Source organism: Sphingomonas phoenicis (assembly GCF_047238005.1).
Taxonomy (GTDB): domain Bacteria; phylum Pseudomonadota; class Alphaproteobacteria; order Sphingomonadales; family Sphingomonadaceae; genus Sphingomonas.
This window is the reverse complement of sequence record NZ_JBDFMC010000002.1, coordinates 1,455,771-1,478,771: the sequence shown is the minus strand read 5'-3', so window position 1 is coordinate 1,478,771 and position 23,001 is coordinate 1,455,771. Positions and strand designations below refer to the sequence as shown.

Sequence of the window (23,001 nt, the reverse complement as noted above, 5' to 3'; positions counted from 1 at the left end):
GTTCCGGCTTGACCGCGGCGCCGATCCGCCGGACACCACCGCCCGTGGGGAAGACACGCATCGCAGCGGCCATCGCCGGCTTTGCGGCACTGGTTGCCGCCGGTCTCGTCGCGCAGGAGCCGCCGCCGCCGCACACCGGCGAACCGCCGCTGTTCGGCACCGCCAGCCCGCAGGAGGCGGTCGCGCTCGCCAACGGCGCCGTCGCCATCGAGCATGACCGAACTGCCGTCCACCAGCTGGCCCAGCATCGCCGCCTCGCCGCCGCCCTGGCCGGCTTGGGTGCGCAGCGTCCGGGCAAGGTCGACGCCTATGTCCTCGCGGTCGCACTGGACAGCGATCCGGTATTCGCCCGCGAGGCGCGGGAGGCGGGACGGGTCCTGACCCGCCGCTATGCCGCCACCGGGCGCAGCGTGACGCTGGCGGGCAGCGACGGGCGCGGCGGTACCGCGCTGCCGATGGGATCGCCGGCGGCGATCGCCACCGTCCTCGCCCGCATCGCCGAGCTGATGGACAAGCGGGAGGACGTGCTGGTCCTCTACATGACCGCGCACGGCGCGCCGCTCGGCATCGTCTACAACGATGGCGACCAGGGCTATGGCGCGATCTCGCCGACCGCGCTGTGGACGATGCTGTCGATGCTCGGCATCGAGAACCGGCTGGTGCTGGTCAGCGCCTGCTTCTCGGGCACCTTCGTGCCGTTGCTCGCCAGCGATACCAGCGCGATCCTGACCGCCTCGTCCGCCGATCGCACCTCGTTCGGATGCCGTGCCGACAATGACTGGACCTTCTTCGGCGACGCGATGATCAACCACGCGCTCCGCAAGGGGCAGCCGCTCGCCCGTGCCGCGGCGGAGGCGCAGGCGACCATCGCCGGCTGGGAAAAGGCCGATGCGCTCGATCCGTCGCAGCCGCAGGTGTCGATCGGCCCGGGCGTGGCCCGCTGGCTCGCCGCGCTGGAACCCGCGCCCGACGGCGGCGCCCCGGTCGGCCGCCCCGCCACCGACGTGCTGGAGGAGCGATAGGCCTCCCACCACCACGCCGTGCCGGTCTCTCGCGCACAATGCGGCATTGTGCCGCGGCACAGGAACCCCGCTCCGCCCGGCGTGTTGCCCGCGCCATGACCGAGAGCCACAGCAACGCCACCAACTATCCCCTCCTCGCCGCGCCGCACGTCCAGCTGTACGGCACGGTCGACGAGGCGATGTACACCAGCTTCAAGCAGCAGGTGATCGACGCCCCCGCCGACGGTCCGCTGGTCGTGTCGATCACCACGCTGGGCGGCGATCCCGAGATGGCCCGCGCGATGGGCGACGGCATCCGCCTGATCCGCGAATATACCGGGCGCGACACGCTGTTCCTCGGCAAGGTCGCGGTCTATTCGGCGGGCGCCACCTTCATGTCGGCATTCCCGGTCGACAGCCGCTTCCTGACCCGCGGCACCCGCCTGATGATTCACGAGCGGCTGATGAACTCGACCGTCCAGCTGAACGGCCCGCTCAGCACGCTGGAATATCTGCTGAAGGCCAAGCTGCACGAGATCAACGATTCCATCCGCATTCAGGACGAGGGGTTCGAGGCGCTGGTGAAGGGCTCGCAGGTTCCCCTGGACGAGCTGAAGCGCAAGGCGCCGTCGAACTGGTATATCGAGGCGGCGGAGGCGAAGGAGCGCGGCCTGGTTCTCGACATCATCTGAGCGTCGATCGCGGCGGGCCGTGGGCCGTCCTCAAACATTTGCGGCGGCGCGGCAGGGGTGTTAACGGACGCCGGACTTCTTACATCGGGACGCAGCATGGCCGAATTCGCCCTCCCCAAGAACAGCAAGATCACGAAGGGCGCCGATCATCCCGCGACCGGTGCGCCGGCCGCGAAGGGCCGGCTGAAGAAGTTCAAGGTCTATCGCTACGATCCCGACAGCGGCCAGAACCCGCGCTACGACAATTTCGAGATCAACCTCGACGAATGCGGGCCGATGGTGCTCGACGCGCTGATCAAGATGAAGGCGGAGCAGGACAGCTCGCTCACCTTCCGTCGCTCCTGCCGCGAGGGGATCTGCGGCTCCTGCTCGATGAACATCGACGGGCGCAACGGCCTGGCCTGCACCACCGCGATCGAGGATGTGAAGGGCGAGGTGCGGATCACCCCGCTGCCGCACATGGACGTCGTCAAGGATCTCGTCCCCGACTTCACCCACTTCTACGCGCAGTACAGCTCGATCAAGCCCTGGCTGCAGACGGTCACGCCGCCGCCCTCGGGCAAGGAGCGGTTGCAGAGCCCCGAGGATCGCAACAAGCTCGACGGATTGTACGAGTGCATCCTGTGCGCCTGCTGCTCGACCAGCTGCCCCAGCTACTGGTGGAACAGCGACAAGTTTCTCGGCCCGGCGATCCTGCTCCAGGCCTATCGCTGGCTGGCCGACAGCCGCGACGAGATGACCGGCGAGCGGCTCGACGAGCTGGAGGATCCCTTCCGCCTCTATCGCTGCCACACGATCATGAACTGCGCGAACGTCTGCCCCAAGGGGCTGAACCCGGCCAAGGCGATCGCCGAGATCAAGAAGATGGAAGCAGAGCGGATCGTGTGACGCCGGCGGATCGGCGAACGTCGATCCGCGTCGCGGGCGTCACACCGGCCGGCCTCGCCCCGGCGAGGACCGACGGCGTGGCGCCGCCATGCCGCGCCAGCAGGAACCACGAGCCGCCCAACCGATGACCGATCCGTTTATCGACACGCCCATGCCCGGCCAGCCGGGCTGGTCCGAATGGCGCCCCGCCGATCCGACCCGCTTCAACACGCTGATGGGGCCGATCACCTACCGCGTCGATGCCGGCACCGCGTTCGTGCGGATGACGCCGGAGCATCGCCATTCCAATGTTCGCGACGCGGTACATGGCGGCGTCACGCTCGCCTTCATCGACATCTCCCTCTTCGCCGCCGCCCGCGGCTTCGGCCTCGTCACGGCGGGCACCGCGGTGACGCTGGGCCTCGACACCCAGTTCATCGCCGAGGCGCGGCTCGGCGAGCCGCTGGAGGCGCGCGTCGAGCTGCTGCGTGAGACCGGCCGCCTGCTGTTCCTGCGCGGGCTGGTGGTGCAGGGCGACGAACCCGCAACGGTCGCCGCCTTCGCCGCGACGATCCGCAAACCGTCGCCGCCTCTTCGCGCAGGTCAGATGGCGTGAGCGGCAGCCACGGCACTACCCCGGCGAAGGCCGGGGCCCAGGTGGAAAGACCCCGGTTGGCGAGTGCCGGGCTTAGTCACATGAACCTTCGATGCTGGGCCCCGGCCTTCGCCGGGGTGGTGGTGCCTCTCCGCGGGAGCACGCGCCCGTGACCGTCCTCGCCGCCTACGACGCGCTCATCGCCGCCGGCGAACTCCGCCCCGATCCGGAACAGGCCGCCGCCGCGGAGCGGCTGCAGGCGCTCGCCACCGAACTGGAGCATCCCCGCAAGACTGGGCTCTTCCGCCGCCGCACCGTGCCCGCGCGCGGCGTGTACCTGTGGGGCGGTGTCGGGCGCGGCAAGTCGATGCTGATGGACCTGTTCTTCGCTCATGTCGCCATCCCGGCGAAGCGGCGCGTCCATTTCGCCGAGTTCATGATCGAGGTGCACGGCCGCATCGCCATCGAGCGGCGCAAGGAACAGGGCGATCCCATCCCGCCCGTCGCCGCCGCGCTGGCGGCGGAGGCGCCGCTGCTCGCCTTCGACGAGATGATGGTCACCAACAGCCCCGATGCGATGATCCTGTCGCGGCTGTTCACCGCCCTGATCGAACACGGCGTGACGATCGTCACCACGTCCAACCGGGCACCGTCCGACCTCTACAGGAATGGCCTGAACCGCGAGCATTTCCTGCCCTTCATCGCGCTGGTGCAGGACCGGCTCGACGTGCTCGCGCTGAACGGCCCGGTCGATTACCGCCGCGACCGGCTGGGCAGCCAGCAGACGTGGCTGGTGCCCAACGGCGCGGCGGCGACCGCCAGCCTGTCCGCCGCCTTCTTCCGCCTGACCGATCACGAGGTGACCGAGCCGATCCCCTCGGAGGATCTCGCCGTCCAGGGCCGCACGCTCCACGTACCCAAGACGCTGAAGGGCGTGGCGGTCTTCTCGTTCAGGAAGCTGTGCGGCGAGGCACGCGGCGCCGCCGACTATCTCGCGGTCGCCCGCCGCTACCATACCGTCATCCTGGTCGGCATCCCGCGCCTCGGCCCCGACAACCGCAACGAGGCGGCCCGCTTCGTCTCGCTGATCGACGCGCTGTACGAGCACAAGGTCAAGCTGCTCGCCGCCGCCGACGCCGCACCCGCCGATCTGTATCCGAGCGGTGACGGCGCGTTCGAGTTCCAGCGGACGGTCAGCCGGCTGGAGGAGATGCAGTCGGACGATTATCTCGGCGCCGGACACGGCGCAGCCGGCGAGACGCCGTAGCGCCAGCTACGGCGCACGCGGTAAGCCCGGCCAGCGCGACAAAGCCCGCCACAAGGCGCGGCTTTGCCGCGACTGACGGCGGGCGGGGCCAGACCGGCGAGACGGCGTAGCGAGCTACGTCGCACGCCGTGCGGCCCGCCCAGCGCGACAGAGCCCGCCACAAGGCGCGGCTTTGCCGCGACTGACGGCGGGCGGGGCCAGACCCGGCGAGACGGCGTAGCGAGCTACGCCGCACGCCGTGCGGCCCGGCCAGCGCGACAGAGCCCGCCACAAGGCGCGGCTTTGCCGCGACTGACGGCGGGCGGGGCGGAGGGCGGTGCGGCGTGTGACCAAAAAGGCCCGACCTTCAATCCTCACACCTCCCGTCATCCCCGCGGAGGCGGGAATCCAGAAACTCTGACGCTCTGGCTCAGTAGTAAGGTTGCGCGTCTGGATCCCCGCCTGCGCGGGGATGACGGCCAGTTATCTATCAGCTTATCGCTCCTGCGAACCATTATCAAATCTAATCCCTCCCACGCCCGATTACGGGTTGCTCGATCCCGGCAATGGGCGTAGGCGGCATCTCCAATCGCCCGCGACCCCAACGGAGAAGGATTGGAATGGCACGCAAGAAGATCGCGCTGATCGGCGCCGGCAATATCGGCGGCACGCTCGCGCACCTCGCGGCGCTCAAGGGGCTGGGCGACATCGTCCTGTTCGACGTGGCGGAGGGTGTGCCCCAGGGCAAGGCGCTCGACCTGTCGCAGTGCGGCCCGGTCGAGGGCTTCGATGCGAAGATCATCGGTTCCAACGATTACAACGACATCGCGGGCGCGGACGTCATCATCGTCACCGCCGGCGTCGCTCGTAAGCCGGGGATGAGCCGCGACGACCTGCTCGGCATCAACCTGAAGGTGATGAAGGCGGTGGGCGAGGGCATCAAGGCGCACGCCCCCGACGCATTCGTCATCTGCATCACCAACCCGCTCGACGCGATGGTCTGGGCGCTGCGTGAATTTTCCGGCCTGCCGCACAACAAGGTCGTCGGCATGGCCGGCGTGCTCGACTCGGCCCGCTTCAGCCACTTCCTCGCCGACGAGTTCCAGGTGTCGGTGAAGGACGTGACCAGCTTCGTGCTGGGCGGCCACGGCGACACGATGGTGCCGGTGATCAGCTATTCCACCGTCTCGGGCATCCCGGTCCCCGACCTCATCAAGATGGGCCGCTCGACGCAGGAGCGGATCGACGCGATCGTCAAGCGCACCCGCGGCGGCGGCGGCGAGATCGTCGCGCTGCTCAAGACCGGCTCGGCCTATTACGCCCCCGCCACCAGCGGCATCGCGATGGCCGAGGCGTATCTCTACGACCAGAAACGCGTCCTGCCCGCCGCCGCCTATGTCGATGGCCAGTACGGCGTGAACGACCTCTATGTCGGCGTGCCGGTGGTGATCGGCGCCGGCGGCGTCGAGCAGATCGTCGAGATCGCGCTCGACGATGAGGCGAAGGCGAACCTGACCGTGTCGGTCGATGCGGTGAAGGAACTGCTGGTGGCGTGCAAGGGGATCGACGGGTCGCTGAACTGAGTTGAAGCGAGCCCCCCATTGTGTCCCCGCGAAGGCGGGGACCCAGTTCCGGGCTCCCGCCTTCGCGGGAGCCGATAGGGGCAAGTGGTGAGTAAACCCGGCTATGTCTACATCATGGCGAGCCGGCTGAACGGGACGATTTACATCGGTGTCACCAGCGATCTGCCCGTTCGGGTGTATCAACATCGCAATGGTTTGATCGACGGTTTCACCAAGAAGTACGATTGCAAGCTGCTGGTCTGGTACGAGGTTCATGATGCACTGGATGACGCGAGACTTCGCGAGCGCCAGTTGAAGAAGTGGAACCGGGACTGGAAGCTGCGATTGATCGAAACGAAGAACCCCGACTGGCTCGATCTATACCAGTCGTTGTTCTGATATCTCGTGCTCCCGCGCAGGCGGGAGCCCAGTACTGGGTCCCCGCCTTCGCGGGGACACAACGGAGTTGGGAGCCAAGATGAGCATCCTCGTCGACAAGAACACCAAGGTCATCACCCAGGGCATGACCGGCGAGACCGGCAGCTTCCATACCAAGGCGGCGCTGGAATACGGCACGCAGATGGTCGGCGGCGTCACGCCCGGCAAGGGCGGCACCACGCATCTCGACCTGCCGGTGTTCGACACCGTCGCCGAGGCGAAGGCGAAGACCGGCGCCGATGCGTCCGTCATCTACGTTCCGCCCCCCTTCGCGGCCGATTCGATCCTCGAGGCGATCGATGCCGAGATCCCGCTGATCGTGACGATCACCGAGGGTATCCCGGTCCTCGACATGGTCCGCGTCAAGCGCGCGCTGTCGGGCTCGAAGTCGCGGCTGATCGGCCCGAACTGCCCCGGCGTGCTGACGCCCGGCCAGTGCAAGATCGGCATCATGCCCGGTTCGATCTTCAAGCAGGGTTCGGTCGGCGTCGTCTCGCGCTCGGGCACGCTGACCTATGAGGCGGTGTTCCAGACCTCGAACGCGGGCCTCGGCCAGACGACCGCGGTCGGCATCGGCGGCGATCCCGTCAACGGCACCAACTTCATCGACGTGCTGGAGCTGTTCCTGGCCGACGACGCGACCCAGTCGATCATCATGATCGGCGAGATCGGCGGCGATGCCGAGGAGCAGGCGGCGCAGTTCCTGATCGACGAGGCGAAGCGCGGCCGCAAGAAGCCGATGGCGGGCTTCATCGCCGGTCGCACCGCGCCCCCGGGCCGCCGCATGGGCCATGCCGGCGCGATCGTGTCGGGCGGCAAGGGCGATGCCGAGAGCAAGATCGCGGCGATGGAAGCCGCCGGCATCAAGGTCGCGGCGAGCCCGTCGGAGCTGGGCTCGACCCTGCTCGAGGTGCTGAAGGGCTAACCGGATTGTGTCCCCGCAACGGCGGGGACCCGGTACCGCGCCCCCGCCTTCGCGGGGGCGCAAAGAGGTGATTGACGATGGGCTACGAAGGCCAGGATTTCAGCGACATCGCAGCGGGCGTCAGCCCGGCGTTCATCGAGGCGCTGTACGCGAAGTACAATGCCGATCCCGGATCGATCGAGCCCGGCTGGCGCGGTTTCTTCGAGGGGCTGGAGGGCGGCGCCTCGCAGCCCAGCTGGCAGAGCGACCGCTGGCCGCTGACCACCACCGACGACCTGACCGCGGCGCTCGATCCGACCCAGATGGAGCCCGCGCCCAAGCCTGCGCGCGGCGGCGGCAAGCCCGCACCCGCCGCGGCGACGGCGACCGTGTCGAAGGACGACATCGTCAAGGCCGCCGGCGATGCGATCCGCGCCCAGCTGCTGATCCGCACCTACCGCGTCCGCGGCCACTACGCCGCCAATCTCGATCCCCTCGGCCTCGTCAAGCGCGAGATGCCGGAGGACCTGCGCACCGAATATCACGGCTTCTCCGATGCCGATCTCGACCGTCCCGTCTATCTCGGCGGCACGATGGGCTTCGAATGGGCGACGATCCGCCAGCTGGTCGATACGTTGCGCAAGAATTATTGCGGCAATGTCGGCCTCGAATTCATGCACATCGCCGATGTCGACGAGCGCCGCTTCCTCCAGGAGCGGATGGAGGGCCAGGACAAGGCGATCGAGTTCACCACCGACGGCAAGAAGGCGATCCTGAACAAGGTGATCGAGGCCGAGCAGTGGGAGAAGTTCCTCGGCCGCAAATATGTCGGTACCAAGCGCTTCGGCCTCGACGGCGGCGAGAGCATGATCCCCGCGCTGGAATCGGTCATCAAGTACGGCGGCCAGGCCGGCGTGCGCGAGATCGTGATCGGCATGGCCCATCGCGGCCGGCTGAACGTCCTCGCCAACGTGATGGCGAAGCCCTTGCGCGTCATCTTCCACGAATTCGCGGGCGGATCGGCCAATCCCGACGACATCGGCGGCTCTGGCGACGTGAAGTACCATCTCGGCACCTCGACCGATCGTGAGTTCGACGGGCACAAGGTGCACATGTCGCTGGTCGCCAATCCCTCGCATCTCGAGGCGGCGGACCCGGTCGTACTGGGCAAGACCCGCGCGATCCAGACGCTGAACAACGACCTGAACGAGCATGTCGCGGCGCTGCCCGTGCTGATCCACGGCGACGCGGCGTTCGCGGGACAGGGGATCGTCTGGGAATGCCTCGGCTTCTCCGGCATCCGCGGCTACAACACCGGCGGCTGCGTCCACTTTATCATCAACAACCAGATCGGCTTCACGACCAGCCCGCAGTTCGCGCGCTCCTCGCCCTATTCGTCCGACGTGGCGAAGGGCGTCCAGGCGCCGATCTTCCACGTCAACGGCGACGATCCGGAGGCGGTCACGTTCGCCACCAAGATGGCGATGGAATTCCGGCAGAAGTTCCACCGCGACATCGTTATCGACATGTGGTGCTACCGCCGCTTTGGCCACAACGAGGGTGACGAGCCCAGCTTCACCCAGCCGCTGATGTACAAGGTCATCAAGGATCACGAGCCGGTCAGCGCCGTCTATGCCAAGCGGTTGCAGGCGGAGGGCGTGATCGACGCCAAATGGCTCGACGACAACGTCAACCAGTACGTCACCCGGCTGGAGGGCGAGTTCGAGGCAGGCGCCGGCTACAAGCCCAACAAGGCGGACTGGTTCGCGGGCCGCTGGACCGGGCTGTCCGCGCCGACCGACCGGCTGAGCGATCGCCGCGCCGCCGACACCGGCATCACGCCCAAGCTCTTCGACAGCCTGGGTCGCACGCTGACGACGGTGCCGAACAGCATCCAGGTCCACAAGACGCTGGCCCGCGTGCTCGACGCCAAGCGCCAGATGTTCGCCACCGGCCAGAATTTCGACTGGGCGACCGGCGAGGCGCTCGCCTTCGGCTCGCTCCAGTCGGAAGGTTACGGCGTCCGCCTGTCCGGCCAGGATTCGGGCCGCGGCACCTTCAGCCAGCGTCACGCCGTCTGGGTCGACCAGACCGACGAGCACAAGTACGTGCCCCTCTCGACCGTCGAGCATGGCAGCTTCGAGGTGCTCGACAGCCCGCTGTCCGAATATGGCGTGCTGGGCTTCGAATATGGCTATGCGCTCGCCGATCCGAAGACGCTGGTGATGTGGGAGGCGCAGTTCGGCGACTTCGTCAACGGCGCGCAGATCATGATCGACCAGTTCATCGCCAGTGGCGAGGCGAAGTGGCTGCGCGCCAACGGCCTCGTCATGCTGCTGCCGCACGGGTACGAGGGGCAGGGGCCGGAGCATTCGTCGGCCCGGCCAGAGCGGTTCCTGCAACTGTGCGCGGGCGACAACATGCAGGTCGCCAACTGCACCTCGCCGGCCAATTATTTCCACCTGCTGCGCCGCCAGATGCATCGCAGTTTCCGCAAGCCCCTGATCGTCTTCACGCCAAAGTCGCTCCTCCGCCACAAGCTGGCGGTGTCGACCGCGGCCGACTTCCAGGGCGACAGCCACTTCCACCGCATCCTGTCCGACACCAACGGCGCGCCGGATGCGGAGACGAAGCGGCTGGTGCTGTGCACCGGCAAGGTCGCGTACGACCTGATCGAGGCGCGCGACGCGGCGGGCGACACCGGCATCCAGATCGTCCGCGTCGAGCAGCTCTATCCTTTCCCGGGCGAGCCGCTGGCCGAGCGGGTGGCACGCATGCCCAACCTCGAAGAGGTGATCTGGGCGCAGGAGGAGCCGAAGAACCAGGGCTACTGGACCTTCGTCGAGCCGCTGATCGAGGAGGCGCTGGCCGGCACCGGCGCCGCGGTGAAGCGCGCCCGCTACGCCGGCCGCGCCGCTGCCGCCTCGCCCGCGACCGGCCTGATGAAGCGCCACCAGACCGAGCAGGGCGCGCTGATCGCCGATGCGCTCGGCCACAGCGTCCGCGAGGAAATCCGCCGCAACCGCGAGAGCGACAAGAAGGCCGGCAAGGCCGGCGCGTAACCCACCCGCTGTGCTCCCGCGAAGGCGGGAGCCCAGTACTGGGTCCCCGCCCTTGCGGGGACACAAAAGGAAGCAGAGATGGCCACCGAAGTTCTTGTCCCCGTCCTGGGCGAATCGATCACCGAAGCCACCGTCGGCGAGTGGCTGAAGCAGCCCGGCGACAAGGTCGCCGCCGACGAGCCGATCGCCAGCCTCGAGACCGACAAGGTCTCGGTCGAGGTGCCCTCGCCGGTCGCCGGCGTCATGGGCCAGCACGCGGTCGCGGTCGGTGATACGGTGCAGGTCGGCGCGATGATCGCGACGATCGACAGTGGCGATGGGGCTTCCGCCGCCGCGCCTGCGCAGGCCGCCGCCCCGCAGCCCGCCGTCACCGAAACGCCGGCAGCGGCACCCGCCGCTGCCGAACCGGCCGGTGACGCCGCGGCGCTATCCCCCTCGGTCCGCCGCGCGGTGCTGGAGCACGGCGTCGACCCGGCGACGATCAAGGGCACCGGCAAGGACGGCCGCCTGACCAAGGAAGACGTCGCGGCCGCGGCGAGTGCGAAGCCCGCCCCGGTCACCGGTCAGATACAATCCGAAATCAAGCTCGAAGCGAAGGGTGAGGTTCGCGTCGAGGAACGCGTCCGCATGACCCGCCTCCGCCAGACCATCGCCAAGCGCCTGAAGGAGGCGCAGAACACCGCGGCGATGCTGACGACGTTCAACGACGTCGACATGACCGCGGTGATCGAGGCGCGCGCGAAGTACAAGGACCTGTTCGAGAAGAAGCACGGTGTCCGCCTCGGCTTCATGGGCTTCTTCGTGAAGGCCGCGACGATGGCGCTGAAGGATATCCCGTCGGTGAACGCCAGCATCGAGGGCGACGAGATCGTCTATCACGACTATGCCGACATCTCGGTCGCGGTATCCTCTCCCGGCGGCCTCGTCGTCCCCGTCATCCGCGATGCCCAGGACCTGTCGGTCGCCGGCATCGAGAAGACGATCGGCGATTTCGGCAAGCGCGCCAAGGAGGGCACGCTGAAGATGGACGAGATGAAGGGCGGCACCTTCACCATTTCCAACGGCGGCGTGTTCGGCTCGCTGATGTCCACCCCGATCATCAACCCGCCCCAGTCGGCGGTGCTGGGCCTCCACCGTATCGAGGATCGCCCGGTGGTGGTGAACGGCCAGGTCGTCGTCCGCCCGATGATGTACCTCGCCCTCAGCTACGACCACCGCCTGATCGACGGCCGCGAGGCGGTGACGTTCCTCGTCGCGCTGAAGAATGCGATCGAGGACCCGACGCGTATCCTGATCGATCTGTAAGCGACCGACAACCTACCACCCCGGCGAAGGCCGGGGCCCAGTTGGGAAGGCGGCGGTGACGAAGCGCCACGCTCTTCCCATATGTCCCCCAACTGGACCCCGGCACGCGCCGGGGAGGAGATATGAAGATGGCCGACCAGACCTACGACTATGACGTCCTCGTGATCGGTGCCGGACCCGGTGGCTATGTCGCCGCGATCCGTGCCGCGCAGCTGGGCCTGCGCACCGCCTGCGCGGAGAGTCGTGAGACGCTGGGGGGCACCTGCCTCAACGTCGGCTGCATTCCGTCCAAGGCGCTGCTCCACGCCTCCGAACTCTACGCGGAGGCGACCGGCGGCCATCTCGCCAAGTTCGGCGTCGACATCCAGGGCGCGACCCTCAACCTCGACCAGATGCACGCCGAGAAGGCGAAGGCGGTCAAGGAGCTGACCGGCGGCATCGAGTTCCTGTTCAAGAAGAACAAGGTGACGTGGCTGAAGGGCAGGGCGGCGTTCCAGGACGGCCACACCGTGACGGTCGGCCACCAGACCGTGACTGCGAAGGACATCGTGATCGCCACCGGCTCGTCCGTCACGCCGCTGCCGGGCGTCGAGGTCGACCAGAAGGTTGTCGTCGACTCCACCGGCGCGCTGGCGCTGCCCCGGGTGCCCGAGCACCTCGTGGTGATCGGCGGTGGCGTCATCGGTCTCGAACTCGGCTCGGTATGGAAGCGGCTGGGTGCGAAGGTCACCGTCGTCGAATATGTCGACCAGATCCTGCCCGGCTTCGACGGCGAGGTTCGCCGCGAATCGGCCAAGCTGTTCAAGAAGCAGGGCTTCGAACTGATGACCTCGACCAAGGTCACCGGCGTCGCGGTGAACGGCGACCGCGCCACCGTCTCGATCGAACCGGCGGCGGGCGGCGAGGGCACGACTCTCGACGCCGACGCGGTGCTGGTCGCGATCGGCCGCAAGCCGAACATCGACGGCCTCAACCTGGAGGCCGCGGGCGTCCAGCTGACCCAGCGCGGCCAGGTCGGCATCGACCATGATTTCCGCACCAACGTCGCCGGCATCTGGGCGATCGGCGACGTCGCCCCCGGCCTGATGCTCGCCCACAAGGCCGAGGACGAGGGCGTCGCGGTGGCGGAGAACATCGCCGGCCAGACCGGCATCGTGAACCACGACGTGATCCCCAGCGTGGTCTATACCATGCCCGAGATCGCCGGCGTCGGCCTGTCCGAGGAAGCCGCGAAGGAAAAGGCGGGCGAGATCAAGGTCGGCAAATTCCCCTTCGCCGCCAACAGCCGCGCCAAGACCAACCGCGACACCGACGGTTTCGTGAAGGTCATCGCCGATGCGAAGTCGGACCGGGTGCTGGGCGTCTGGATCATCTCGTCGCTGGCCGGCACGATGATCGCGCAGGCGGCGCAGGCGATGGAATTCGGCGCCACGTCGGAGGACATCGCCTATACCTGCCATGCGCATCCGACCCATGCCGAGGCGCTGAAGGAAGCCGCGATGGCGGTGCAGGGCAAGCCGATTCATATCTAGCCCGAGCTAGATATGAACAGGCGCGCCGGCACCGCCATCGCGGCCGGCCGGCGCGGCTACCTCCGCGTCCGACGTCATGGGATCTACTCCCATGACGGCCCCCAAACGCGAAACAACGTTCCTCCAGCCCCCCGCTCCCTCAGGGCAGGGGTAGGGCAACGGGCGCTTCCACCGGCGTAACGCCGATAACGTCCCACGCGGGGCAACACCTCCCCATCACCCGACCTCCTCGCATCGATGCGAGCCGCTGCCGCCCGGTCCGATGTACCCGGCCCGAACCAGCCCCAATTACCGCCCCGGCGCAGGCCGGGGTCCAGTTGGGCGCGCGAGGAAGTATGCGTCGCGCGTCGCCACGACGGCCATCCCGCCTGGGCCACGGCCTTCGCCGGGGTGGTATCTCGCCCTGAAAAGAGTTGCGCGCCCGCCCCCGCCACTCCGCGCATCTCCGGGGCCGGGGCGACCGCCGCTCCATCACGGCACGAGAACCCCCACCGGAACGTTACGCTATCCCCGACAGGCGACTGCCATGACCCCGACCCGCCACGCGCTCGAAACAGAGTGGCTGCACCTCACCCGCGACACCCTGCCGCCGCTCGCCGCCGCGCGCGGCTGGCCGGTCAGTGCCGATCACTGCTTCCAGCGCATCCTCCTCGACCATGGCTGTGGCGGCCGCTGGTACGATCACATTCCCCGCCGCCCGGCCTATGTACATGCGCCCGACGCCGTCCTCGCCCGGGCGGTGGCACTGGCGCACGCGGTGATCGCCGGCGAGGTGGATCTCGCCGCCCTGAACGACCGCTCGCTCGCCTGGCGCGGCAAGGGTCAGGCGACCCGCCGCAGTCGATAGCGTCCGCCCTCCATCGACACATGGCCCAGCCGGATCAGCGCCTCCAGCGTCGCCTGTACCCGTCCCTCGATCCGGCGACCCTGGGCGTAGCGGCGCGCGATCTCCTCGACGCTGGGCGCCCCGCCGGCGTGAAGGTCGGCCAGCACCATCGCGGTCTGGCCGATCGGGTCGCGCGGGAAACCGGGCTTCCCCGTCGCGGCGGCGGCGAGCGGGGCGGCGATCTGCCCTTCGCGCGGACGGGCGACCGGCAGCGCGGTCAGCCCGGCGCGCGCGATCTGGTAATCGGGCCGCAGCCACCGCACCGTGCCCGCCTGCTCCTCGGCCCGACGCGTGGCGTTCAGCGCCACCAGCCGCGCGACGATCGCCGCCGCCGGCAGGTCGACCGGCCAGCCATAGGCATCGGCCACCGCCGCATCGATCCGGTCGTGCAGTTCCGCGATCACGTCCACCCGCCCGCGCCGCCGCTGGTCCTCCTGCCGCGGCGACAGCGTCGCCGCCGCCCGCACCAGCGCCAGCAGGTTGTAGAGGATGGTCAGCGTCAGGTCGCTCTGCGCGGCCAGCACCGCCTTGCGCAGCCCGTCCAGCTCCTCCGCCAGCTCGCCGATCCGCCGCCGCCCGGCCGCATCCGGATCGGGAAAGGGGAAGGGGTCGAAGATGTTCGACTTGGTGTAGCGATGCCCCTGCTCGAACCGCGCGACGCCGATCAGGCCGCTATTGGCATAGGTCCATTCCAGCGCGATCCGCGAGCCCAGGATGCCCAGCACATGCGGCTCCTCGCACGCGATCGCGATCACCATATTGTCGGGCAGCGTCGCCGCATCCACGAACTGGAACGTCCGGTGCTTGGTCGTCTCGACCGTGCCGATATAGCGCGTCAGCCCGCACAGCGCCGCGCGCAGTTCGCGTCGCGGCTCGCCGAACACCCACCATGCATCGCGGTAGCTGGGGCGGTTGTTGGTCGCCCGTCCGGTCCTCACGGTGCGCAGCAGGTGCTGGTACACGTCGGGGAAGTCGCGCCGAACCCGCGTCTCGCTGAGGCCGAACAGGTCGATCACCATCACCCCGCGCGATCGCCCCGTCAGGTCGCGCCCGTTCAGGTACGGCCTGACGACAGACGCCTGCTCGCCATCGTCCGCCACCAGGTGCCGCGCCGCCGCCGGCGTCACGATGAAGCCCGCACCATGCAGCTTCACCCCCGGCGAGCATAGCCACGCATTCGCCAGCAGCGGCTGCGCGGCGGTCACGTCGGCACCGGTGCTCAGGTCGGCGTGGATCGGGCCGTCGTCCTCCACGATCGACAGCAGCGGCGCGTCCGTGTCCAGCCCCGCCTCCGCCGCCACCGTCAACAGCACGGCGTCGGTCGATCCCGCACCCGCCTCCACCACCGTCATCGCGATCCGCACCGCCGCCGCGTCGCGTGTCGTCCGGGTCCAGGGATGGTCGGGCACCGCCATCACCAGCCGCACCGGCGCCGCCGCCGCCAGCCGCCGGGCGATCACCCGCCGGCTGAACTCCTGCGTGATCGAATTGGTGGTGACGAAGCCGAACCGCTTCAGCCGCGTGCCGCGCTCGGTCAGCCGCTCGGCGGCGCGGTCCCACCAGTACATCACGAAATCGGCCGACCGGTTGATCCGCGGATGCGCTCGCCACAGTGCCGTCGCATACGGCTCGCCCAGCCGTCCGCGCAGGTCCTTGCCGCCGATGAAGGGCGGGTTGCCGACGATATAATCCGCCTCCGGCCAGTCGGGTCGCCGTGCGCCGGTCAGCTCCTCGCCGCGGCCATCGGCCCGCGGGCGGGCGGGGCCATGCGCCAGCACCGCATCCATCACCGTGATGTTCGACAGCTTCTCCAGCACCGGATCGGCCACCGTGCCGCCGTTGCGCAGCTGCCATTGCAGGTAACCCAGCCACAGCACCAGCTCTGCGATCGCCGCCGCGCGCGGGTTCAGCTCCAGCCCCAGGAAGCTGCGCGGATGCACCGTCGCGGTCTCCAGCTGCAGTGCCTCCTGCCCGCCCAGGTCGACCAGCACCTCCAGCACGTCGCCCTCCAGCCGCTTCATCAGCTCCAGCGCCACGTACAGGAAATTGCCCGTGCCGCAGGCCGGGTCCAGCACCCGCGTCCCCGCCAGCTTCTCGTGGAACTCGTGCACGGCCCGGATCGCCGCCTGCCGGTTCGCGCCCCGCTCGCGCTCCACCGCGCCCAGCACCGCGCCCTCCCACTCGCGGCGCAGCGGCTCGATCACCGTCGCCGTCACCAGCCGCTCGACATAGGCGCGCGGCGTGTAGTGCGCGCCCAGCCGCCGCCGCTCGGCCTTGTCCAGCGCCTGTTCCAGCAGCGTGCCGAAGATCGCCGGCTCCACCTCGGTCCAGTCGTGGCATGCCGCCTCGTACAGCTCGCCGATCTCGTCGCGGCGCAGCGGGATCGCCGCCGGATCGGCGAACAGCCCGCCGTTGAACTGGCGCACCCGCCGCCGCATCACCTGGCTGAACCCGCCCGTGTCCATGTCCGCCCACAATCCCTCCAGCAGCGGCGCGAAGCTGTCCGGATCGTCGCGCGCCTCCGCCAGCAGGCGGGTGAAGCTGCCCGGCTCCAGCAGCCGGGTGTCCTGCGCGAACATCGTGAACAGGCAGCGCATCAGGAAATGGGCGACCGGCTCCGCCGCATGGCCGCGATCCTCCAGCAGCTTGCCGACGCTCGCCAGCCGCCGGGCGATATCGCGGGTGACCTGTGCCGCGCGCGCCGCCGGGTCCAGCGATTGCGGGTCCAGCCACACCGCGCGCAACCGCGCACGCACCGCCGGATCGATCAGGTCGTCCAGATAGATGCGAAAGCCGCGGCGGTCGGGGAACTGCCGGTAATTCTTTCCCTGTCCGGAAAAGTCGGCGAACAGCTCGATCGCGTGGCCGACGTCGACGGTCAGGATGAACGGCGGCCAGCCATGGCTCTCGGGCAGCGCCCGCGCATATCGCTCCGCCTGCGCGCGGGCGTTGCGCATCAGCACGTCCCACCCGGCATCGGCGCTCCGCCGGCCGCGCGGCGCCTCCATCCCCGGCAGCACCGCCTGTTGCGCCGCGCCCGCCGGCACCTGCTTGGCACCGCCCCGCTCGCGGCTCTGCTTGGCCTCCAGCACGAAACAGCCGCGCCGGTACAGGTCGATCCGTCCGTGCCGCTCGGTGCCGTCGGGATCGATGGAGGTCACCGCCCGCTCGAACACATAATCGTTGTGCGCGTGGGTGGCATTGGCCGGATCGGGCGGCGGCAGGTCCAGCAGCGCGCACAACTCGGTCAGGAACAGCGGAAAGTTCGCCCGCTCCGCCCCGCCCTCGTTCCGGCTCCACCGCTCGATGAACCGCCCGATCGCCTCGTCCGCCATGCCGTCCCCCCGATGGCAAGGACGCTGCGACGCAGCGGCAGCGAGGCCAAGCGGAGGCTGATCCGGAACGGAGGCTTTAACGATCTCAGATGGTTAACAAAAAAAGCGGCGCCTGCGGGAGGAAGCCGGATCGCCTCCTCGATCACGACATCGCCGACATCCGCCGTCACCCGGACTCGATCCGGGGACCCGCTACCTGCCCGAAGTGAAGGCGAGACCCCGGATCAAGTCCGGGGTGACGTCAAAATGAAAGGTCTCCGCCAACCCGACGCTCGACCGAAAGCGAGAAGACAGAAGCAACTTCTCCCCTCCCCTTCAGGGGAGGGGCCGGGGGTGGGGCGTCTCCCAGAACGCCCCGCCTGTAACAAGGCGTGACGACCTGCCTCCGCCGAACCAGATCCCCGCCCCGCTCGACGCCGCCATCTGCGCACCCACCAACGTCATTGCCGCAACGCCACCGTCATTGCCGCCCACCACCGTCATCCCCACACCACCAACGTCATCCCCGCGCAGGCGGGGATGTGGACTCACGTTTGAAGTGCACCGGTTGAGAGGTTGAGGAATGCCTCGGCGGGTGTTTGGAAGTCGAGGCATTTTCGAGGTGTGTCGTTGAGTCGGGTGGCGTAGGCGCGCAGTTGGGCGGGTGAGAGGGTGTCGAGGTTGGTTTTGCGGGGCAGCAGGCGCCGCAGGCGACCGATGGTGTTCTCGACCCCGCCCTTCTGCCAGGGGCTTCGCACATCGCAAAAGAAGGTCTGCAGTCCAAGGTGCCGCAGGCGATGGTGTTCTGCGAACTCGGTCCCATTGTCGAAGCTGATGGTCCGTCGCAACGGCTGGGGCATGTCGCGGAGCTGCCGGGCGATGCGCCGAGCGGTCATCGATGCCCTGCGATGAGGCGGTTGGTCGAGCATGGTGAAGCGGGTGGTGCGCTCGTGGAGGACGAGGATGTTGTCGCCGTAGCGCGAGAACAGCATGTAATCGGCTTCCCAATGGCCCGGCTGACGTCGGTCCTGTGCCGCGGGCGGGCGTTCGTGGATGGAGCGGCGGTGCTTGATGAAGCTGGCGGGACTGCCGCCTTGCAGGCGGTGTCGTCCGCGGCGCGACTTGGCGCGGGGCAGCAGGCGGTGCCAGTAATCCTTCTGCGCCGAGCGGTGATAGACGAAGCGGTAGATTGACTCATGACTGATGACGGTGCGACCAGCCTCGCGCGCCAGTCGGCCGGCGATCTGCTCGGGCGGACGATGCGTCAAACATGCCCCCGGCATGTTTGCGGATCGGCAGGCGATCCGACCGCATCATCCCCATCGCAAGGCTTTGCCTGACGCGGTCCCGCAGGTCCGGCTGGCGCACCAGCTTGAAGCGGCAATCCCATCGCCGCCGTCGCTGTGCCAGTTCCTGCGCCCGCACAGGCGCATAGCCGCCGGACCACATCCTGGTCATGCGACTGTTGCGCCTCACCTCTCGGCTCACCGTCGTATGGCTGCGTCCGATCGCCGCCCCGATACGACGCCACGACCATCCTGACGCCCAAAGCCGGGCGATCTCTATCCGCTCATCGAGGCTGAGCTGCCTGTATCCCTGTCCCATCGCGCCGCCACCCTATCGGTGGTGCACTTCTTTCGTGAATCCGTCGGATCCATAACCGCTGACGTAGCGACTCCCGCCCGAACGCCGCGCGTCTGGATCCCCGCCTACGCGGGGATGACGAACACGGATGCCGGCCCGGCAAAGCAGCTAATCCACCCTCGCCAATTCATGATCACTCGCATGGTCATCAGGTGGCGATCTACCGGCCCAGTGGGTGATCCATCCACCTGATCCACCCGTGACGACCACCCCGGCGAAGGCCGGGGTCCAGCGGACAGACGGCGGAGAGGGTCGCCGATTATCGTCAGGCCGGCCACCACGGCCCGCCAGGATGGTGATCCGTCCCGAATAACTCGCAGTCTAAACCCCCGGCTTCTTCCGCAGGAACGCCCCCAGCACCTGCTCCGCCGCCTTGCCCAGCGCCACCCCGATCTCGTGTGGGTCGGGCGACCGCGTCGTGCCCTGCGGCGGCAGCGGCGCTTCGGGAGGAAAGGGCGGAACCGGCGCTTCCGGAGGAACGGGCGGCACCGGCTGGCCGCCCGACGCAGCGGGCCGCACCTCCGGCTTGCGGGTCAGCGCCGCGCTCGCGGCGGCGGCGGCCATCGTCAGGCCGGCCGCCAGCACCTGACGCCCCGCCGGGCTGTCCGCCTGCTCGATCAGCGAGTTGGCGGTGCGCCGCAACTCCTTGGGCAGCTTGATGCCGCCGATCCGCTTGGGCAGCTTGCCCGTCTTTCCCTTGCCGCTCGCATCCTTCGCCACGCCGCCGCTCCTGTCTGGTGTATTGGTAAGTTAGGTCACCTGCGGCTGCGCGCAAGTGGGAGTGTTCTCAGAACGCGCGGCTCAGTCCCAGTTCGGTCGACACCCGGCGATAATCGTACAGCCCCACGCTCGACCGGTTCCGTTCCCACCCGATCCGGGCCAGCGGCGCGATGCCGCCCACCGCCAGCCGACGCCACGTCACCGCGACGCTCGCCTGGGTCAGCCACTCGCGGCGCCGGTCGGCGAACAGGAACAGCCGCTCGTCGCCCTCGGTCCGCCGCACGCTGCCGGTCGCGACCAGGGTCGCGCTCCCCAGTTCGCGCCAGCCGATCGCGCCGATGCCGCCGGCGACGGTGGCATAGCCGGCATCGCGCGCCGTCTGCCGCGTGCCCGACAGGGTGATGCCGCCACCGCCGCGCGCGCCCAGCGCCCGCTCGACCCCGATCGTCAGGTCGATGATCGCACCGTCCTGCAACGCGTTGCCGCGATAGCGGGCGCGCGACACGCTGGCGCCCGCCACGATCTGCCCGCGCGCCCCGGCGGGGTGCAGCCAGTCCAGGCTGGCGGTCTGCGTCGTCGCGTACAGCGCGCCGCCATACCAGCGCCACGTCTGTCCGATCGACGGGGTCAGCCGGTCGCGCCCGCCCTGCCATTCCATCCCGACCAGCGCCGATGCCGCCACGTCGTCGAATCGATGCTGCCGGTAAAGGCTGCCCCGGCCGGACACGCGCGGCAGCAATGCCCAGCGGTTCGCCACGGGCAGTCGCGCGAAACCCTGGGCGGAACCCCGCACGCCCAGCCCCGATCGCGCCCGCGCATCGCCCGACAGCACCAGCGGCGCGATCACCGTGTCCAGCGTTCGTGCCGCGGTCGCGCGGTTGATGTTGCTGTCGGGCGCGATCGCCGCCTCCACCGATCCGCCCAGCCGCCGCCGCGACCGCAGCGCCACCGCGAACTGGTCGGCGACCAGCGCGACCTGCGGGGGCAGGCCTGCCGCCTGCGCCTGCCGCACCGCGGCGCGCGCACCCGCCTCGTCGCCCAGCATCGCCAGCAGCCGCGCCAGCGCCAGCCGCACCCCCGCCGCGCCCGGCTTCTCGTCCAGCAGCGCGCGATAGGTGCGTGCCGCCTCGCGCAGCAGCCCCGCCGCGGTCAGCTCGTTCGCCATCCGGTACCGCGCCTCCGCGCGCACCTCGGCGTCGGGGTCGCGCGCCAGCGCCGCGTACATCGCCAGCGCATCCTCACGCCGCCCCGCCGCCAGCGCGGCGTCGGCCGCGGCGAACAGCTCGACCGACGACAGGCCCCGCGGCGCCGCGGCGGTCGCAGCCGGGGTCGCCTGCACCGCCGCGACGAGCGCAGCGGATGGCAGCGCGATCACTTGCGCTTCGCGACGGTGGCTCCGACGATCGACAGACGGTCCGCCGCGCCATCTGCGCCGATCGCCACCGAGAAGGCGGCGGCGATCTCCTCCCCGTCCGGACCATAAAGTTGCGGAACGATCCGGTTGAAGAAGTTGGTCGTCGGCGTGCCCGTAGGGCTTAACGACGCCTCGGCCATCTGTCCGCTGAACAGCTGGTTCGCGAAGGTCCAGCTGCCCAGCGACTGCGCCGCACCGCCGGCGACCGGAGCGCCCTCGAGTGCCAGGCTGCCCGAGTAGCGCTGGTTGCCGAAATCGACGGTAAATCGCGACGTCCCCGTCACCTCGACATCCTGCCCGTTCGGTCTTGCGCCATAGCCATAGGCCACGCCCGCATACTCGGCGCTGCCCGTCCGGCGCGTCAGCACATATGTCGGTGTCGTGAGACCATAGGCGAAGTAGTTGCGACCCGCGCTGTAATAGGTTGCGGACGGTGCCAGCGCCTCGAGCACTCCGAACCCCGCATAGGTCAGCGCCAGCTCGCTGTTGGCGGCGCCTGGCCGATAGAAGGATACGCGGGTCGGCGCGCCGTCGACCGTTTTGGTGTAGGTGACGAAGTTGGGACGGGCGTCGGTCACGCGGTTGCTCTGGTCGCCGGTGACGCTGGGCAGCGCGCTGGTTGCGGCCAGCACGGAAAAGCTGCCGTCCGGCCGCTGCTGGACCTGGCCGTTCCCGACATAGGTGTTGACCGCACGCGCGCCCATAAAGCCGTTGCCGACGGTCAGCTGCGCGTTCTGACTGTAATAGAGCTGGTCGACCGTCAGGTTGGTCAACGACAGATTCGTCTGCGCGGCACCCGCCTGGCGCTGGCCGGTGATCGATCCGGTGACCGCGCCGCCCGCACCGTCGTCGGCGGCGAAGCTCGCGCCCAGTTCCTCGGCGCCGGGACCGTAGAAGCGGCCGGCGATCGTCCCGGCCACCCGCGTGTCGCGCCCGCCATAGGTGACGTTGCCGGTAAAGCCGTTGCCGCTACCCAGCCGGCCCGCGGCGACCACTTCGATCCCGCCGCCCGTGCGCGATTCCTCGGTCGTCAGGTCGTATTCCTGCACATAGTTCTTCAGGGCGAAGGTGCCGAGGGCCAGATCGATCGCGAAGCTGCCGGCACCGGTGAACGCGCGCGGCGCCACCCCGCGCTGGGTGACGAAGCCGAACGCATCGGTCGCGTATTGCGCCGTGCCCGTGCGCGGCACCGCCGCCACCGGCGTGTCCAGCCCGAACGTGAACACGTCCAGGCTCGTCTCCTGCAAAGGTGCCGTGCCCGCATTCCGCTGCCAGAATCCCAGCGCGACGTAGCGGTTGGCCACGGTGCCGGTGAAGGGCGTCGTCACGATCGTCAGGAAATCGCGCGCATCGCCGGTCTTCACGAACAGCCGCTGGCCGGGATCCTGCCCGGTGCGCTCGTCGGCCGGGAGGAAGGTCTGCGCACGGCCGTCGCCGGTGATGGTGTAGCTCTGCGTCGCCGCGTCGTACCTCACGGTGACGGCGGAGCGCGCCGCCGCCCCGCGCTCGACCAGCCCGGTCGAGGTGTTCAGCGTCGTCTGGGTCGTCGCCGACTCCGACGCGAAGGTCTGCGTCGCCTTCAGGTCGGTGATGACCGTGTTCGTCGGCGTCGGCGTCGGTGCGGGCGGGGCCGGCGTGCTCGCCACGCCGCCGCCGCCGCCGCACGCACTCGTCATCAGCAGCCCCGCGGCCAGCAGCGCCATCGTCGGCATCCGCGCCCCTGCGGACGTCCGCCATGATCCCGTCATCATCTGATCCCCCCGGTGCCACCGCTAGCCGAGCGTCCGCGCGGGTCAAGCCGCCTCTCGCATCCGGCGCC

The 23,001-nt window shown here is 69.1% G+C and carries 16 protein-coding genes and 1 pseudogene; 12 read left to right on the top strand and 5 right to left on the bottom strand.

Annotated features, from left to right (window positions below):
• The first annotated feature begins 44 nt into the window (after positions 1–44).
• From ABC319_RS08300 to ABC319_RS08245, 12 genes are all read left to right on the top strand, one after another.
• On the top strand, positions 45–1,022 hold the full coding sequence (locus ABC319_RS08300; RefSeq protein WP_413069770.1) for a C13 family peptidase: 978 nt from the start codon (positions 45–47) through the stop codon (positions 1,020–1,022).
• 95 nt (positions 1,023–1,117) lie between these two features.
• The gene (locus ABC319_RS08295) at positions 1,118–1,693 is read left to right on the top strand and encodes an ATP-dependent Clp protease proteolytic subunit (RefSeq protein ID WP_413069769.1); all 576 of its coding nucleotides are present in this window, start codon (positions 1,118–1,120) and stop codon (positions 1,691–1,693) included.
• A gap of 96 nt (positions 1,694–1,789) precedes the next feature.
• The gene (locus ABC319_RS08290) at positions 1,790–2,581 is read left to right on the top strand and encodes a succinate dehydrogenase iron-sulfur subunit (RefSeq protein ID WP_413069768.1); all 792 of its coding nucleotides are present in this window, start codon (positions 1,790–1,792) and stop codon (positions 2,579–2,581) included.
• A gap of 124 nt (positions 2,582–2,705) precedes the next feature.
• Positions 2,706–3,176 carry a PaaI family thioesterase gene (locus ABC319_RS08285; protein ID WP_413069767.1) on the top strand — a complete coding sequence of 157 codons (471 nt, stop codon included), beginning with the start codon at positions 2,706–2,708 and terminating at the stop codon, positions 3,174–3,176.
• Between the two features lie 91 nt (positions 3,177–3,267).
• The gene (gene zapE / locus ABC319_RS08280) at positions 3,268–4,422 is read left to right on the top strand and encodes a cell division protein ZapE (RefSeq protein ID WP_413069766.1); all 1,155 of its coding nucleotides are present in this window, start codon (positions 3,268–3,270) and stop codon (positions 4,420–4,422) included.
• Positions 4,423–5,021: 599 nt separating this feature from the next.
• Positions 5,022–5,984 (top strand): malate dehydrogenase, encoded by a 963-nt coding sequence (gene mdh / locus ABC319_RS08275; protein WP_413069765.1) that lies wholly within the window; start codon positions 5,022–5,024, stop codon positions 5,982–5,984.
• Positions 5,985–6,071: 87 nt separating this feature from the next.
• Positions 6,072–6,362: a GIY-YIG nuclease family protein gene (locus tag ABC319_RS08270; RefSeq protein ID WP_413069764.1), complete on the top strand. Its 291-nt coding sequence runs from the start codon at positions 6,072–6,074 to the stop codon at positions 6,360–6,362.
• A 79-nt stretch (positions 6,363–6,441) separates the two neighbouring features.
• Positions 6,442–7,326 carry a succinate--CoA ligase subunit alpha gene (gene sucD / locus ABC319_RS08265; protein ID WP_413069763.1) on the top strand — a complete coding sequence of 295 codons (885 nt, stop codon included), beginning with the start codon at positions 6,442–6,444 and terminating at the stop codon, positions 7,324–7,326.
• Between the two features lie 77 nt (positions 7,327–7,403).
• Entirely contained in the window at positions 7,404–10,367 is a 2,964-nt protein-coding gene (locus ABC319_RS08260) for a 2-oxoglutarate dehydrogenase E1 component (RefSeq protein WP_413069762.1), read from the top strand.
• Between the two features lie 78 nt (positions 10,368–10,445).
• Positions 10,446–11,672, top strand: a complete 1,227-nt coding sequence (gene odhB / locus ABC319_RS08255) for a 2-oxoglutarate dehydrogenase complex dihydrolipoyllysine-residue succinyltransferase (protein ID WP_413069761.1) — start codon at positions 10,446–10,448, stop codon at positions 11,670–11,672.
• Positions 11,673–11,800: 128 nt separating this feature from the next.
• Positions 11,801–13,204 (top strand): dihydrolipoyl dehydrogenase, encoded by a 1,404-nt coding sequence (gene lpdA / locus ABC319_RS08250; protein WP_413069760.1) that lies wholly within the window; start codon positions 11,801–11,803, stop codon positions 13,202–13,204.
• A gap of 526 nt (positions 13,205–13,730) precedes the next feature.
• On the top strand, positions 13,731–14,051 hold the full coding sequence (locus ABC319_RS08245; protein ID WP_413069759.1) for a GCN5-related N-acetyltransferase: 321 nt from the start codon (positions 13,731–13,733) through the stop codon (positions 14,049–14,051).
• On the opposite strand, the gene ABC319_RS08240 is transcribed toward ABC319_RS08245, so the two are convergent.
• The 5 genes and pseudogenes from ABC319_RS08240 to ABC319_RS08215 form a co-directional block, all read right to left on the bottom strand.
• A complete protein-coding gene (locus tag ABC319_RS08240; protein WP_413069758.1) occupies positions 14,027–17,425 on the bottom strand; it encodes a class I SAM-dependent DNA methyltransferase in 3,399 nt (1,132 codons plus the stop codon). The two genes, ABC319_RS08245 and ABC319_RS08240, sit on opposite strands and share 25 nt — an antisense overlap.
• Before the next feature lie 527 nt (positions 17,426–17,952).
• A pseudogene (locus tag ABC319_RS08235) lies at positions 17,953–19,009 on the bottom strand (IS30 family transposase).
• Positions 19,010–19,369: 360 nt separating this feature from the next.
• Entirely contained in the window at positions 19,370–19,768 is a 399-nt protein-coding gene (locus tag ABC319_RS08225; RefSeq protein ID WP_413069755.1) for a hypothetical protein, read from the bottom strand.
• Between the two features lie 67 nt (positions 19,769–19,835).
• Positions 19,836–21,143, bottom strand: a complete 1,308-nt coding sequence (locus ABC319_RS08220; RefSeq protein ID WP_413069754.1) for a surface lipoprotein assembly modifier — start codon at positions 21,141–21,143, stop codon at positions 19,836–19,838.
• Positions 21,140–22,894: a HupA family protein gene (locus ABC319_RS08215; RefSeq protein WP_413069753.1), complete on the bottom strand. Its 1,755-nt coding sequence runs from the start codon at positions 22,892–22,894 to the stop codon at positions 21,140–21,142. Before ABC319_RS08215 ends, ABC319_RS08220 begins: the two co-directional genes overlap by 4 nt.
• Between the last annotated feature and the right edge of the window lie 107 nt (positions 22,895–23,001).

Bases quoted from the DNA above. Each gene is read 5' to 3' on its own strand.
- ABC319_RS08295 (WP_413069769.1), top strand. From the start codon at position 1,118: ATGACCGAGAGCCACAGCAACGCCACCAACTATCCCCTCCTCGCCGCG.
- ABC319_RS08290 (WP_413069768.1), top strand. From the start codon at position 1,790: ATGGCCGAATTCGCCCTCCCCAAGAACAGCAAGATCACGAAGGGCGCC.
- ABC319_RS08285 (WP_413069767.1), top strand. From the start codon at position 2,706: ATGACCGATCCGTTTATCGACACGCCCATGCCCGGCCAGCCGGGCTGG.
- zapE (WP_413069766.1), top strand. From the start codon at position 3,268: ATGCTGGGCCCCGGCCTTCGCCGGGGTGGTGGTGCCTCTCCGCGGGAG.
- mdh (WP_413069765.1), top strand. From the start codon at position 5,022: ATGGCACGCAAGAAGATCGCGCTGATCGGCGCCGGCAATATCGGCGGC.
- sucD (WP_413069763.1), top strand. From the start codon at position 6,442: ATGAGCATCCTCGTCGACAAGAACACCAAGGTCATCACCCAGGGCATG.
- ABC319_RS08260 (WP_413069762.1), top strand. From the start codon at position 7,404: ATGGGCTACGAAGGCCAGGATTTCAGCGACATCGCAGCGGGCGTCAGC.
- odhB (WP_413069761.1), top strand. From the start codon at position 10,446: ATGGCCACCGAAGTTCTTGTCCCCGTCCTGGGCGAATCGATCACCGAA.
- lpdA (WP_413069760.1), top strand. From the start codon at position 11,801: ATGGCCGACCAGACCTACGACTATGACGTCCTCGTGATCGGTGCCGGA.
- ABC319_RS08245 (WP_413069759.1), top strand. From the start codon at position 13,731: ATGACCCCGACCCGCCACGCGCTCGAAACAGAGTGGCTGCACCTCACC.
- ABC319_RS08240 (WP_413069758.1), bottom strand. From the start codon at position 17,425: ATGGCGGACGAGGCGATCGGGCGGTTCATCGAGCGGTGGAGCCGGAAC.
- ABC319_RS08215 (WP_413069753.1), bottom strand. From the start codon at position 22,894: ATGCCGACGATGGCGCTGCTGGCCGCGGGGCTGCTGATGACGAGTGCG.